Here is a 13,542-nt window from a genome sequence, read left to right on the forward strand (position 1 = left end):
GACGAAAGGAACCATCATGACCAGTCCCGCCTTGGATGTCGCGCTCTCCTACCACCGCGCGTGGACCGGCAAGGACTTCGAGAAGGCGATGACCTACGTCGCCGACGACATCGTCTGCCACACACCCGGTGGGCCGCTCTCCGGCGCGGAGGCGTTTCGCGGGTTCATGGGCCCGTTCACCGAGATCCTGACCGGGTCGACGCTGCTTTCGGCGTTCGGGGACGAGACGACGGCGTTGCTGATGTACGACACCGTGACCCTGCCGGTGGCGAGCGCGCCGGGGGCCGAGTTGCTGACGGTGCGGGAGGGACGGATCGTGGAGTTGCGGATCGTTTTCGACCGGGCTCCTTTCGATGCGGCTAGGGCGGCCGCCGCAGGGGGTAACGGCTAAGCGGCCAGGACATGCGGACGAGGGCGGGCTTGCGCGGTGCGGAACGCCGCCCGCAGCTCGGCGACCACCTTGTCGGGTTCGGTGCGCAGCCGGGACGGCAGCGTTTGAAGCACGACGATTCCCGCGGCGACGTATCGGGCGTTGCGGGCGACGGTGGCACGGTGGTCGTCGAGGCTCGTGTGGTGCAGGAACGAGTCGATCTCCCAGGCCAAGGCGATTTCGTCGCACCAGAAATCCGGGGTGGCGATGTAGCCACCCTGGGCGTCGTGGATCGGCACGTTCCACCGGCCCGCCGGGAGACCGGATCTTCGCCAGACACGCCACGCGTCGGCTTCCGCCACCGATCTCGCCCCCGCCAACAGTGGGGCCAGTGCTCGTCTCGGCATCGCGGTTCCCGCGGTGCGGCCTCGGCCGAGCTCGTCGGCGAGCATCTCCGGGGTGCAGAAGCGGCGCTGGACGGCTTCGGCCATCACCGCCTGGGCCTCGTCCACGTTGGTGAGCCGTCGCACGGTGTCGACGACGGCACGGGGAACGGGGGCCATCGGCAGACCTGCTTTCAGATGAGGTCGTGGCAGGCGATTGGTGCGCTCCACCCGGACGAAGCCCACGTCGGCCACGTCACGGCTCGCGGGAATGAGGACGTGCACGACGTCCTTCCCCGGAAGCCGCTCCAGACCATGGCAACGAAGCGCATACGTTCCGGTGAGCACCGCGCCCGCACGGCCGTGGAGCAGGGCAGCGCGACCACGATGTTCGTCGGAGGGCTCTCCATTGTTGGTCAGCACGATTCCGGGCAGCAGCGACTGCCATGGCCCGCCCGCGGCGCATCGCCGGGAGATGGTCCGTCGCGGAACACCGATATCTTCGAGGTCGGCCGCGCGGACCACCTCCGGGTGGCCCGGAGCGGTGAGCAGGGGGTGAGACGCCCAAGTTCCTCTTCGCACCCCGCCACCATGCGACAGGCCACCGACAAGATCGGCTTCCGTCCCGCACGAAAGGTCCGGTCACGCCGAAAAGATCTCGTTCATGAAGGATTTGGGACATTGAATGTCCCAAATCCTTCATGAACGGGCCGCTCACCCCTCAGGGTAGGGCCAACCCCCGCACCAACCCACCGGCGCACCGCATTCACCCTGCCCCCGCCCCGAACCAGACTCACAACGGTGACCGCAAACCTCCGCACAGGCAGCGATTTCGCCCGTCTGTCCCGCCGCGTCAGCGAAGCGGGCCTCCTCGACCGCCGTCCCGGCTACTACGTCTTCCGCATCGGCCTGGTCGCCACCCTCTTCGTCGGCGGCTGGATCGCCTTCTTCGCGATCGGGGATTCCTGGTGGCAGCTGGGGATCGCCGTGTTCCAGGCGGTGATGTTCGGCCAGATCGCCTTGCTGTCGCACGATCTCGCGCACCGCCAGGTGTTCCGGACCCGCCGCCCGAGCGAGATCACCGGCCGGATCGCGGGCAATCTCGGTGTCGGCATGAGTTACGGCTGGTGGATGGACAAGCACACCCGCCACCACGCGAACCCGAACCACGAGGACCTCGACCCCGACGTCGATCCGGACATCCTCGTGTGGTCGAAGGAGCAGGCGCGGGCCAGCAAGGGACTTCCGCGGTTCATCGGCCGCTACCAGGCGTTCCTGTTCTTCCCGTTGCTCACCCTCGAAGGCCTGAACCTGCACTTCTCCGGGATCCGCGCGGTCTGGAAGCCGGGTCTGCGACGGCGCGGGCTCGAAGCGGCCTTGCTGCTGACGCATTTCGCGCTCTACTTCAGCGCGCTGCTCGTGGTCCTCTCGCCCGGCAAGGCGCTCGTCTTCTTCATCGTCCACAAAGCACTGTGGGGTGTCTACATGGGATCGATCTTCGCGCCGAACCACAAGGGGATGCCGATCCTGTCCGGCGACACCGAACTCGACTTCCTGCGCAAGCAGGTGCTCACCTCACGCAACGTCCGCGGTGGCCGCGTCGTCGATGTCGCGCTCGGCGGGCTCAACTACCAGATCGAGCACCACTTGTTCCCGAGTATGCCGTCGCCGCATCTTCGCCGCGCCCGGCCCATCGTCCAAGAATACTGCGCGGAGATCGGCGTCCCGTATCACGAGACGGGGCTCCTCGAGTCGTACGCGCTCGCGTTGCGGAGCCTGCACGAAGCGGGTGAGCCGATCCGACTTTCGTCGGGTTCACCGGCTGAGACGCCCGCCGGACGCCGTTGACACTCCAGATACGGCTTCTTACTTTCAGTGCATGTCGCCCCCGAAGATCTTCCCCGGCGCCACCCTGCATCCAGAACCGTTCCCGCGGGCCCTGCGCGCGGCGATCACGGCCAGCGGGCTCCCGCTCGACCGGATCCGCCATCGCCTCGAACTCCGCGGCGTCTCCATCAGTGTGCCGACACTGAGCCATTGGCAGTCCGGCAGACGGAGACCGGAACGCCCGGAATCGCTCCGGGCGCTCGCCGAACTCGAACAACTGTTGTCCTTGCCGCCGTTGGCCTTGCGATCCCTGCTCGGCCCGCCTCGGCCCCGCGGACGAAAGAGCTCGGTCCCGGCACAACGCCGGGACCGAGCCACCCCCGAGGGAACCTATCCGACGTAGAGCGTGCGGTTCGGGCTGCCACTACCGGGGTTGGTGACCTTCCCCGGAGTCGAAGCACTGATCAGCGCCTGGGCGACCTGCGCCGCGGTGGCGCCGGTGTGCGACGAGAGATACAGCGCCGCGGCGCCCGCCACGTGCGGCGCGGCGAACGAGGTGCCGTTACCGGTGTAGGTCGCGGTGTCGTTGTCCTTCCAGGCCGACGTGATGGAGACGCCCGGCGCGAACAGGTCGACCACGGAACCGTAGTTGGAGAACGAAGCGCGGCGGTCGGCGCGGTCCGCCGCGGCGACCGTGAGCGCCTCGGTGACCCGCGCGGGCGAGGTGCTCGCGGCGTTCACGTTGGAATTGCCGGCGGCGATCGTCCAGGTGACCCCCGACTTGATGGAGTTCCGCACCGCGGTGTCCAGCGCGGTCGACGCGCCACCACCGAGGCTGGCGTTGGCCACGGCGGGTTTCTTGGCGTTCTTGGTGATCCAGTCGACGCCCGAGATCACCCCCGCGGTCGTGCCGCTTCCGTCGGAGCCGAGAACGCGCACCGGGTACAGCGAAGCACCCTTGGCGACACCGTATTTCGCACCGGCGATCGTCGCCGCGACATGGGTGCCGTGACCGTACCCGTCGTCCGCGTTGGTGTCATTGTCGACGAAGTCGTAACCCTGCTTCACCCGGCCGCCGAAATCGGTGTGCGTGGCACGGATCCCGGTGTCGAGAACGTAGACGTTCACATTCGATGCGGTCGTCGAATAAGTGTACTTTCCGTCCAGCGGAAGATCGCGCTGATCGATGCGGTCGAGCCCCCACGACGGCGGATTCGTCTGCGTCGCCTCGGCGCGCAGCACCTTGTTCTGTTCCACGAAGGCGACCGCCGGGTCGGCCGCGAGCCGTTTGGCCTGCCGCTCCTTCAGCGCCACCGAAAAACCGCTGATCCCCTGCGTGTACTGCCGCCCGATGGCACCACCGAACTTGCTTGCCAGCGAAGGCTTGTCGGCGGTCGAGCCGTCCTTGAGCACGACGATGTAGCTGTCGGCGACGGCGCCTTCCGCACCGGCGCCGACGATCGCACCCTCGGCCGCCTGCGCCGGCGTCACGCCTGCCAAGACCGTGACGACGGCGGCGGCCAACCCGATTCCGGCCAGTCTGCGAGAATTCACGTTGCTGTCCCCATTCCTTGGTGAGCTTCCGCCGAAAACGCTAAGCGGACGCCACCGGAAAGGACAGCTTTACATTTTTTCGTTTATACGGATTAAAGCCAATCATCGGGACGCGGCCACGGCATGAGCGCGGCCAGCGCGTCCGTCACCGGTTCGGTCACCGTGTACCGCCCGCGGTGGAACAGCAGCGGCCGATCGTCGGACGGTTCCCCGAGCGCGGTGACCCGGCCGACGACGACGTGATGGTCCCCCGCCTCGTGCACCGCTTCGAGCGTGCAGTCGATCCACGTCAAAGCCCCGGTCAGCAAAGGAGATCCGGACGGGGCGGGGGTCCAGTCGACCGACGCGAACTTGTCCGCGCCCCGCGCGCCGAACACAGCGCTGACGTCTTGCTGGTCTTCGGCGAGCACGTTGACGGCGAACCGGCCGGACTCGGCGAGTACCGACCACGTCCGGGAAGTCTTGGCAGGACAGAAAAGCACCAGCGGCGGATCCAGCGAAAGCGCCGCGAAAGACTGGCACGCGAAGCCCACCGGAGCCTCGCCGTCGTGTCCGGTCACCACCGCGACACCGGTGCAGAAGTGCCCGAGCACCGTGCGGAACCGCGCCGGATCGATGTCCGCGCCGCGGTCCGTCACCGGGGTCACGACTGCCCCGGCGGCCGGGCGCCGACTGAAAAGTCGTGTCCCCACAAGGAAACCGCCGTACTCTCTCGGGCGATCCAGCTTTCGTCGTCCACTTGACGTCCCTCGCAGCCGTATTCGACATCGAAGCCGCCGGGGGTCTTCATGTAGAACGAGAGCATCAGATCGTTGACGTGCCGCCCGAGGGTCGCCGACATCGGCACCTTCCGGCGGATGGCCCGGTCGAGACAGAGACCGACGTCGTCGGTGTTCTCCACTTCGACCATGAGGTGCACGATGCCGCTGGGTGTCGGCATCGGCAGGAACGCGAGACTGTGATGACGCGGGTTGCAGCCGAAGAACCGTAGCCACGCCGGGGCACCGTCGGCGGGCCTGCCGACCATCTGCGGCGGCAGTTTCATCGAGTCCCGCAGCCGGAAACCGAGCACGTCGCGGTAGAAGCGCAGGGACGCCTCATCGTCGTGTGTGGACAGGACGACGTGCCCGAGCCCCTGCTCACCGGTCACGAACTTGTGCCCGTACGGGCTCACCACGCGCCGATGTTGCAGCGCGACCCCGTGGAACACTTCGAGCGTGTTGCCCGAGGGGTCCTCAAAGGACACAAGGCCGTCGACCCGGCGATCGGCCAGCTGATCCGGCGTGCCTTCCTTGTACGGCACCGAGTGCGCGTCGAGCGACGCCCGGATCTCGTCGAGTTCGCCGGCGTTGGCGACCTCCCAGCCTGCGACGGCGAGCCTGTCCCGCTCGCCGGGGAAGACCACCAGCCGCGCCGGGAAATCGTCCATGCGCAGGTAAAGCGCCTCGGGATTCGTGCCGGAACCCTCGACCATGCCGAGGACCTTCAGTCCGTATTCGCGCCACGCGGCCATGTCGGTGGCTTCGATACGCAAGTAGGCGAGCGAACGGATACCCATCAGGAGGCTCCCAGGAAGTCGAGTGCCAGCCGGTTGAACTCGTCGAACTTCTCCAGCTGCGCCCAGTGCCCGCAGCCGCCGAACACGTGCAGCTGCGCACGCGGGATCGTCTTGAGCGCGAGCAGCGCGCCGTCGAGCGGGTTCACCCGGTCTTCGCGCCCCCAGATGAGGAGCACGCGCTGGCGCAGGCGATGCGCCTCGCGCCACAGCATGCCCTCCTCGTAGGTGTCGGGTTGGGCGAACGACTTCCCCATCGCCTTCATCGCGGCGAGGGACTCGGGCGCGCTCGCGGCGGCGAACCGCTCGTCGATCAGTTCGTCGGTGATCAGTGACTGGTCGTGCACCATGATCCGCAGGAAGGCTTCGAGCTTCTCCCGGCTCGGCCCCGGCGGGGCACTGAACCGGCCGAGGTTCTTGATGCCTTCCGTGGGATCGGGCGCGAACAGGTTGACGCTCAGGCCGCCCGGCCCCATCAGGACGAGCCGCCCGGCCCGCTTCGGATGGTTGAGCGCGAGCCGCACGGAAGCCCCGCCGCCGAGCGAGTTCCCGACGAAATGCGCCCGCTCGATCCCGAGTTCGTCCATCAGCCCGACCACGGCGTCCGCGCTGTGCCGGAAGTACTGCGGATGCTCGGCCGGTTTGTCCGACCGGCCGAACCCGGGCTGGTCGATGGCCAGCGTCCGGTAGCTCTTGCCGAACACCGGGAGGTTGCGGCCGAAGTTGCTCCACGCCGACGCGCCGGGCCCACCGCCGTGCAGCAGGATCACCGTCTCCGGATGTTCCTCGCCCGCCTCGTGGTAGTGCAGCTTGAGTCCATCTTGGACGGTGACGTACTTGCCTTCGGTCATCAGACCATCGCATTCTCGACGGGCAGCCCGAAGGCGCCGGTTCCGAACATGACGTAGGCGCGCTCGGCGTCGTTCGCCGCGTGCACCCGGCCGGCGTGGGCGTCGCGCCAGAACCGCTGGATCGGGGTTCCGGCCTGCAGCGCACGGCCGCCGGAGTTCTCGAAAAGCCGGTCGATGGCGAAGATCGCGCGTTCCGTACCGCGGACCTGGTCGCGGCGGACCCGCAGCCGCGTGGGGAACGGGAGCTTCTCCCCCTGGCACGCCAGCTGGTAAAGCTCGTCGATGTTGTGCGTCAGCTGGAGCCAGGCCGCGTCGATCTCGCTGGCCGCCTCGGCGATGCGCACCTTCGCGAACGGGTCCTCTTTGGACTGTTCGCCCGCGTACGCCGCGCGGACCCGCTTGCCCTGGTGCTCGACGTGCGCGTCGTACGCGCCCTGCGCCATGCCGATGATCGGCGCGGTGATCGTGCTCGGATGCACCGAACCGTACGGCATCTTGTACAGCGGCCCGGGGTTGATCTCCTGCCCCGGCGTCTTGCACTTCGACGTCGCGATGAAGCTGAGCGCGCGGTGTTTCGGGACGAACACGTCGTTCACGATGATGTCGTTGGACCCGGTGCCGCGCAGGCCCACGGTGTCCCAGACGTCTTCGATCGTGTAGTCGGAGATCGGCACCAGATAGGTGCAGAAGTCGACGGGTTTGCCGTCCTTGAACGTCGGCCCGCCCAGCAGCACCCAGGTCGCGTGGTCGCAACCCGAGGAGAAACTCCAGCGCCCGCTGAGCCGGTAGCCGCCCTCGACGACGTCCGCCTTGCCCATCGGCGCGTACGACGACGAGATCCGGACGTCGGCGTCGTCACCCCAGACGTCCTGTTGCGCCTGCGCCTCGAACAGGCCCAGGTGCCACGGGTGGACGCCGAGGATGGAGGCGACCCAGCCGGTGGACCCGCACGCGCTCGCGACGAGTTTGACCGCGGTGTAGAAGCTCACCGGGTCGGCTTCGATGCCACCGAAGGTCTTCGGCTGCAGCATCTTGAAGAACCCGGTCTCCTGCAGGGATTTGACGGACTCCTCGGGAACGCGCCTGGCGTCCTCCGCCTCCTGCGCCCGTTCCCGCAGGACCGGCAGCAGCTCCCGGATCCCCGCGATCACGTCCTGCGCGGCGTGCTCGCTCATATGCGTTCCCTCTCTCGCCATACTCCGTGAACCGGATCCAAGACTAGAACACGTTCTCGTTTTTGTCGACCGATCCCCGGTCGAGCGCACTGTGCAGTCCGGCACGCCGACCGGAAAACACGCAGTCGGCCAGCGACAGACCGCTCACATAGGACCTAGAACAGATTCCCACCGCGGTCCGGCCCGCCGCGTACAGACCGCGGATGGGGACACCGGCCCCGGAACGCACGGCACCGGTCTCTTCGTCGACGACCAGGCCGCCCAGGGTCAGCATCGGGCACGGATAGCCGAGGTTCGGCTTGATCGAGACGTCGATCAGCGAATACGGCACCCGGTCCAGCGGCCGCGCGAATTCCGCCGGTTTTCCCACCGGATCCGCGCCGGAAAGCGCGGCCTCGACCGTGGCGGCGAGCCCGCCCGGATCGACGCCCGCCTTGCGCGCGACCTCGTCCAGAGACCCGGCGACGACCCGCTGCCGCAGGAGATACCGCACCTGAAGCCCTTGGAACCATTGACTTTGCCCGCGCGCGTCCCTTTTGACCTCTCCGACGATAGCGTCGTCGACCAGCAGCCAGCCACGGCCGCCGTGCTCGGTGATCATGCGTTCGCCGACGGCGGCGCCGTAGCGGGATTCGTCGATGATCCGGCCACCCTTCTCGTCCACGAGCAGGCCGCCGAGGAACGCCGACGGCGGGGTGATGAACCGCCAGGCGGAGATCCGCCCGAGTTCGGCGGTGGCCCCGCCCGCCTCGACACCCATCCGGATGCCGGAGCCGTCGTCGGCCGAGGTCCCGAGCGCCAGCCCGCCCCGGTACGCGGGCGCGTGCTCGCGCACCATCTCGCGGTTCGCGATGAACCCGCCCGCCGCGAGAACGACCCCGCGCGTGGCGGAAATCCGCAGCTCACGGCCGTAGCGGCGTTCGATCCGCTCCGCCCGCCGGTGCAACGACTTCCGCAGCGACGGCACGTAGATCCCCGGTTTGGCGGCATACGCGGACAGCTTCCGGTGCGCGGCCCGCACGCGAGCGGGAGCGTCCCGCAGGGTGGACACCACGACACCGGTGACGGTTCCGTCGGCGTCCACGATCAGGTTCCGCGCCGCCGTCTGCGGCAGTACCTGGATCCCGCGGCTCCGGACAGCCTCCATGAGCCGCTTCATCAGCAGTTTCCCGGAAGTGCCAGGCCCTTTGACGCGATGTCCGCGCGGCGCCGGCTTGGCCGCGTCGCGGAAACCGCCCGCCGCCTCGCTGCCCGAGTAATACAGATAGTGCTTGTCGCTCGGGTACGACGTCTTGTACGGACAGAGACTGCCCTCGAAGGGGACGCCGTTGCCTTCCAACCAGGAGATCATCTCCGTACTACCCGCGCAGAACCGCCGCAGGGTCTCCTCGGAGACGACGTCGCCGACCTCGAGCCGCAGGTAGTCGTACATCGCGTCGACGCTGTCGTCGACGCCCGCGTCCCGCTGCTGCGCCGTCCCGCCACCGGCGTAGACGACACCGCCGCTGACCGCGCTCGCGCCACCGCCGGAGAACCGGTCCAGCACGAGCACCCGGGCACCGGCGTCGGCCGCTTCGATCGCCGCGCAAGCGCCCGCCGCACCGAAACCCACGATCACCACATCCGCGACGAGGGAGTCCATGGCCCTACCCTAGAACTAGAACACGTTCTCGTCTATGGTGACTGGAGCAGCGCGGATGCTGCTCGATGCTTCCTACAACGTGTTTCAGGTGAGGGGCGTATGGAGTTCGACGTGATCGTGGCGGGCACCGGTGCCGCCGGGATGACCGCCGCACTGTCCGCAGCCCACCGGGGACTCGAGGTCCTGGTCGTGGAGAAGGCCGCCCACTTCGGCGGCTCCACCGCGCGCTCCGGCGGCGGCGTCTGGATCCCCGGCAACCACGCGCTGCGGGCGGCCGGGATCTCCGAACCCCCGGAGCGGGCGCGCGAATACCTCGAAGCGATCGTCGGTGACGTGGTCCCCGCCGAACTGCGGTCGGCCTTCCTCGACCGCGGCCCCGATGTGCTGTCCTTCGTCTGCGACAAGACGCCGTTGCGCTTCCGCTGGGTCCGCGGTTACTCGGACTACCACCCGGAGGCTCCCGGCGGGCGCGCCGGCGGGCGGTCGGTCGAACCGGTCGCGCTCGACGGCAACCTGCTCGGCCCGGAACTGGCAAATCTGGAGCCGCCGTACAGCGCTCCCCCGCTGGGCGCGCCGATCACCCAGGCGGACTACCGGTGGCTGAGCCTGCTCGCCCGGCACCCGCGCGGCATCCTCCGCGTGCTGAGCCTCGGCGGCCGCTGGCTCGCGGGCAGGATCCGCCGTCAGCGGCTGCTGTCCATGGGGCAAGCGCTTGCGGCAGGGCTGCGTGAAGGGCTCCGGCGGGCGGAAGTCCCCGTCTGGCTGAACACTCCCCTGGTGGATCTGGAGATCGAAGGCGACCGGGTGACCGGCGTCGTCGTGCGCCACGAGGGTGAGGACAAGACGATCCGCGCGCGGCTCGGCGTCGTCCTCGGCGCGGGCGGGTTCGAGCGCAACGAGGAGATGCGGGTCAAGTACCAGCGCGCGCCCATCGGTACGGAGTGGACCGTCGGCGCGGAGGCCAACACCGGCGACGCCATCGACGCCGGGCTCAAACTCGGCGCGGCCGTCGACCTGATGGACGACGCCTGGTGGGGTCCGTCCATCCCGCTCACCGGCGGCCCGTGGTTCGCGCTCGCCGAGCGGTCGCGGCCGGGCTGCCTGATGGTCAACGGGCGGGGCGAGCGTTTCGTCAACGAGTCGGCGCCCTACGTCGAGGCCGTGCACGCGATGTACGGCGACGGGGACGGACCCGGCGAGAACTTCCCGACCTGGCTGGTGTTCGACCAGCGCAACCGCAACCGGTACATGTTCACCGGTCTGGGGCCCCGCCAGCCGCTGCCCGGCCGCTGGTTCAAAGCGGGCATCGCGGTCAAAGCGAGCACCATCGCGAAACTCGCCGAGCGGATCGAAGTCCCGGCCGACGCGCTGGAGGACACCGTGCGCCGGTTCAACGGCTTCGCGAAAAGCGGCGTGGACGAGGACTTCCACCGCGGGCGCAGCGCGTACGACCACTACTACGGCGACCCGCGGAACAAACCCAACCCGAGCCTGGGCCCGCTGGACGTCGCGCCGTACTACGCGGTGAAGATCGTGCCCGGCGACCTGGGCACCAAGGGCGGATTGAGGATCGACCCGCACGCGCGCGTCCTGCGCGAGGACGGATCGGTCATCGACGGGCTTTACGCGGCGGGCAACACGAGCGCGGCGGTGATGGGCCGCACCTACGCCGGCCCCGGCGCGACGATCGGCCCGGCGATGGTGTTCGGCTACCTTGCGGCCGAGCACCTCGCGCAGCAAGATCACGGTCAACCGGGAGGCAGCCGATGACGACGGAATCCGTACGACAGATCGACGCGGGCGCACCCCCCGCACGGTTCGCGCGCGGGTGGCACTGCCTCGGCCTCGCCGAGACGTTCCGCGACGGGAAACCGCACGCCATCACCGCGTTCGGGACGAAACTGGTGGTCTTCGCCGATTCGTCCGGCAAGCTGAACGTGCTCGACGGGTACTGCCGCCACATGGGCGGCGACCTCACCCAGGGCGAGGTCAAGGGCGACGAGATCGCCTGCCCGTTCCACGACTGGCGCTGGAACGGCAACGGCAAATGCGTGTCGATCCCCTACGCCAAACGGGTTCCGCTGCGGGCGCGCACGAAATCGTGGCAGGTGCTGGAGGAGAACAAGCAGCTGTTCGTCTGGCACGACCCGGAGGGCAACCCGCCGCCGGACGACGTCGTCATCCCCCGGATCGAAGGCATCTTCACCGGCGAGTGGAGCAACTGGACCTGGGACTCGGTGCTCATCGAGGGCTCCAACTGCCGCGAGATCATCGACAACATGGTCGACATGGCGCATTTCTTCTACATCCACTACGCCTTCCCGACCTACTTCAAGAACGTGTTCGAGGGCCACATCGCCACGCAGTACCTGAACACGAAGGGCCGCCCGGACAAGGGCATGGCGTCGAACTACGGCGGCGAGGAGAACCTGCTGCGGTCCGAGGCGTCGTACTTCGGCCCGTCGTACATGATCAACAAGCTGCTCAACACGTACCAGGGTTTCGAGATCGAGAACGTGCTGATCAACTGCCACTACCCGGTCACCGAGAACTCGTTCGTGCTGCAGTGGGGCGTGAGCGTGAAGAAGTTCGAGGGTGTCTCGGACGAGCACGCGGACAAGATCGCCGGGAAGTTCGCCAAGGGTATCGGCGTCGGCTTCCTGCAGGACGTCGAGATCTGGCGCAACAAGACCCGTATCGACAATCCGTTGCTGTGCGAGGAAGACGGGCCGGTGTACCAGCTGCGCCGCTGGTACGACCAGTTCTATGTGGACGCGGCCGACGTCACCGAGGACATGACACAGCGGTTCGAGTTCGAAGTGGACACCAGCCGCGCCAACGAGGTCTGGGCGGCGGAGGTGGCCGAGAACCTGGCACGGCAGCAGGCGGAAGAGGCCGGGGTGTGAAGCCCGAGACCGTCGAATTCCTCACCGCCGGGCTGCGGCCGCTGAGCTGCCGCTCGTGCGGGACGTGCGTGCTGGTCAAGAAGAACAGCCTGCAGCACACCAGCATCCAGTGGACGAGTGACGCGTCCCGGAGCTGCCCGGTGTTCGCCGAACAGAAGGCATCCGGGGCACAGACCGCGTTGCTCGACACCTGCGGCAATCTCACCGAGAGCATCGAGATCGCCTTGAAAGACGGCCTGCTGGAGGTGCCCGAATGAGCGGTCCCGTCACCGTGACCGTGGCCGAGGTGATCACCGAGACGGCCGACGCGCGGTCGATCGTGTTCGACGTCCCGGCCGAGCACGTGTCCGCTTTCGCTTACGTCCCAGGGCAGTTCCTCACCGTCCGGGTGCCGAGCGACCGGACCGGTTCGGTGGCCCGCTGTTACTCGCTCTCCAGCGCGCCGCACGAGGGCCGGGTGCAGGTCACCGTCAAACGCACCGCCGACGGCTACGGGTCGAACTGGCTGTGCGACAACCTCCAGGCGGGGCAAGAGGTCCAGGTCCTCCCGCCGGCCGGGGTGTTCAGCCCCGCGTCGCTCGACGAGGACTTCCTGCTGCTCGCGGGCGGCAGCGGGATCACGCCGGTGATGTCGATCCTCAAATCCGCGCTGGAGCACGGCACCGGCAAGGTGGTGCTCCTGTACGCCAATCGCGACGAGAGCTCAGTGATCTTCGCGCGTGAACTGGCGGACCTCGCCGCTCGGTACTCCGACCGGCTGGTCGTCGTGCACTGGCTGGAGAGTCTCCAGGGGCTGCCGACGGCAGCTCACCTGCGCGAGCTGGTGGCGCCGTACACCGCGCACGAGGCGTTCATCTGCGGCCCGGGGCCGTTCATGGACGCGGCACGCACGGTACTCAAGGACCTCGGGCTGCCGCGCAAGCGGATCCACCTGGAGCGGTTCCTGTCGCTGGGCGGGAACCCGTTCGAGGTGGCCGAGCCCGTCGCCGTCGAAGAGGCCGAGACCCCGGCGTCGGTCGAGGTCACCCTCGACGGCGAGACCAGGAACCTCGCGTGGCCGCGCCGGACGAAGCTGCTGGACCTGTTGCTGGAAAAGGGTTTCGACGCACCGTACTCGTGCCGCGAGGGACAGTGCAGCGCGTGCGCCTGCCGGATCGTCTCCGGCGAAGTGAAGATGTTGAACAACGAGGTCCTCGACGGCGACGACATCGCCGAAGGCATCGTGCTGGCGTGCCAGTCCCTGCCGCTGACCGACGAGGTCACCGTCACCTACGAGTAG

At 68.2% G+C, this 13,542-nt stretch carries 14 protein-coding genes; 7 read left to right on the forward strand and 7 right to left on the reverse strand.

Going from position 1 to position 13,542, the window contains the following annotated elements; all coding sequences use genetic code 11:
• The first annotated feature begins 16 nt into the window (after positions 1-16).
• The gene (locus ACSMFO_RS25565; protein WP_436460775.1) at positions 17-391 is read left to right on the forward strand and encodes a nuclear transport factor 2 family protein; all 375 of its coding nucleotides are present in this window, start codon (positions 17-19) and stop codon (positions 389-391) included.
• On the opposite strand, the gene ACSMFO_RS25570 is transcribed toward ACSMFO_RS25565, so the two are convergent.
• Positions 388-1,335, reverse strand: coding sequence for a hypothetical protein (locus ACSMFO_RS25570; RefSeq protein WP_436460776.1), 948 nt, complete (start codon positions 1,333-1,335; stop codon positions 388-390). The two genes, ACSMFO_RS25565 and ACSMFO_RS25570, sit on opposite strands and share 4 nt — an antisense overlap.
• Before the next feature lie 219 nt (positions 1,336-1,554).
• Here ACSMFO_RS25570 and ACSMFO_RS25575 point away from each other — a divergent pair, with 219 nt between their 5' ends.
• Complete coding sequence (locus tag ACSMFO_RS25575; protein WP_436460777.1) at positions 1,555-2,601, forward strand: fatty acid desaturase family protein; 1,047 nt, start codon at positions 1,555-1,557, stop codon at positions 2,599-2,601.
• 31 nt (positions 2,602-2,632) lie between these two features.
• Positions 2,633-2,983, forward strand: a complete 351-nt coding sequence (locus ACSMFO_RS25580) for a hypothetical protein (RefSeq protein ID WP_016332860.1) — start codon at positions 2,633-2,635, stop codon at positions 2,981-2,983.
• On the opposite strand, the gene ACSMFO_RS25585 is transcribed toward ACSMFO_RS25580, so the two are convergent.
• The 6 genes from ACSMFO_RS25585 to ACSMFO_RS25610 form a co-directional block, all read right to left on the reverse strand.
• The gene (locus ACSMFO_RS25585) at positions 2,971-4,134 is read right to left on the reverse strand and encodes a S8 family peptidase (protein WP_436460778.1); all 1,164 of its coding nucleotides are present in this window, start codon (positions 4,132-4,134) and stop codon (positions 2,971-2,973) included. The two genes, ACSMFO_RS25580 and ACSMFO_RS25585, sit on opposite strands and share 13 nt — an antisense overlap.
• A 92-nt stretch (positions 4,135-4,226) precedes the next feature.
• Positions 4,227-4,781, reverse strand: coding sequence for a 3-hydroxy-9,10-secoandrosta-1,3,5(10)-triene-9,17-dione monooxygenase reductase subunit (gene hsaB, locus ACSMFO_RS25590; protein WP_436460779.1), 555 nt, complete (start codon positions 4,779-4,781; stop codon positions 4,227-4,229).
• Positions 4,778-5,692, reverse strand: a complete 915-nt coding sequence (gene hsaC / locus ACSMFO_RS25595; protein WP_038516029.1) for an iron-dependent extradiol dioxygenase HsaC — start codon at positions 5,690-5,692, stop codon at positions 4,778-4,780. Before hsaC ends, hsaB begins: the two co-directional genes overlap by 4 nt.
• Complete coding sequence (gene hsaD, locus ACSMFO_RS25600) at positions 5,692-6,540, reverse strand: 4,5:9,10-diseco-3-hydroxy-5,9,17-trioxoandrosta-1(10),2-diene-4-oate hydrolase (protein ID WP_436460780.1); 849 nt, start codon at positions 6,538-6,540, stop codon at positions 5,692-5,694. The genes hsaC and hsaD overlap by 1 nt, the downstream gene beginning before the upstream one ends.
• Positions 6,540-7,715, reverse strand: a complete 1,176-nt coding sequence (gene hsaA / locus ACSMFO_RS25605; RefSeq protein WP_436460781.1) for a 3-hydroxy-9,10-secoandrosta-1,3,5(10)-triene-9,17-dione monooxygenase oxygenase subunit — start codon at positions 7,713-7,715, stop codon at positions 6,540-6,542. Before hsaA ends, hsaD begins: the two co-directional genes overlap by 1 nt.
• Before the next feature lie 43 nt (positions 7,716-7,758).
• Entirely contained in the window at positions 7,759-9,357 is a 1,599-nt protein-coding gene (locus tag ACSMFO_RS25610) for an FAD-binding protein (RefSeq protein WP_436460782.1), read from the reverse strand.
• 99 nt (positions 9,358-9,456) lie between these two features.
• On the opposite strand from ACSMFO_RS25610, the gene kstD reads away from it, so the two are divergent.
• From kstD to ACSMFO_RS25630, 4 genes are read left to right on the forward strand one after another with little or no spacing between them, the layout of a single operon-like run.
• A complete protein-coding gene (gene kstD / locus ACSMFO_RS25615) occupies positions 9,457-11,127 on the forward strand; it encodes a 3-oxosteroid 1-dehydrogenase (protein WP_436460783.1) in 1,671 nt (556 codons plus the stop codon).
• Positions 11,124-12,263, forward strand: a complete 1,140-nt coding sequence (locus tag ACSMFO_RS25620) for a Rieske 2Fe-2S domain-containing protein (protein WP_016332852.1) — start codon at positions 11,124-11,126, stop codon at positions 12,261-12,263. The genes kstD and ACSMFO_RS25620 overlap by 4 nt, the downstream gene beginning before the upstream one ends.
• Entirely contained in the window at positions 12,260-12,520 is a 261-nt protein-coding gene (locus tag ACSMFO_RS25625; protein WP_436460784.1) for a hypothetical protein, read from the forward strand. The genes ACSMFO_RS25620 and ACSMFO_RS25625 overlap by 4 nt, the downstream gene beginning before the upstream one ends.
• Positions 12,517-13,542, forward strand: a complete 1,026-nt coding sequence (locus ACSMFO_RS25630; RefSeq protein ID WP_436460785.1) for a 2Fe-2S iron-sulfur cluster-binding protein — start codon at positions 12,517-12,519, stop codon at positions 13,540-13,542. Before ACSMFO_RS25625 ends, ACSMFO_RS25630 begins: the two co-directional genes overlap by 4 nt.

The sequence above is a fragment of the Amycolatopsis sp. w19 genome, assembly GCF_051373225.1.
Taxonomy (GTDB): domain Bacteria; phylum Actinomycetota; class Actinomycetes; order Mycobacteriales; family Pseudonocardiaceae; genus Amycolatopsis; species Amycolatopsis japonica.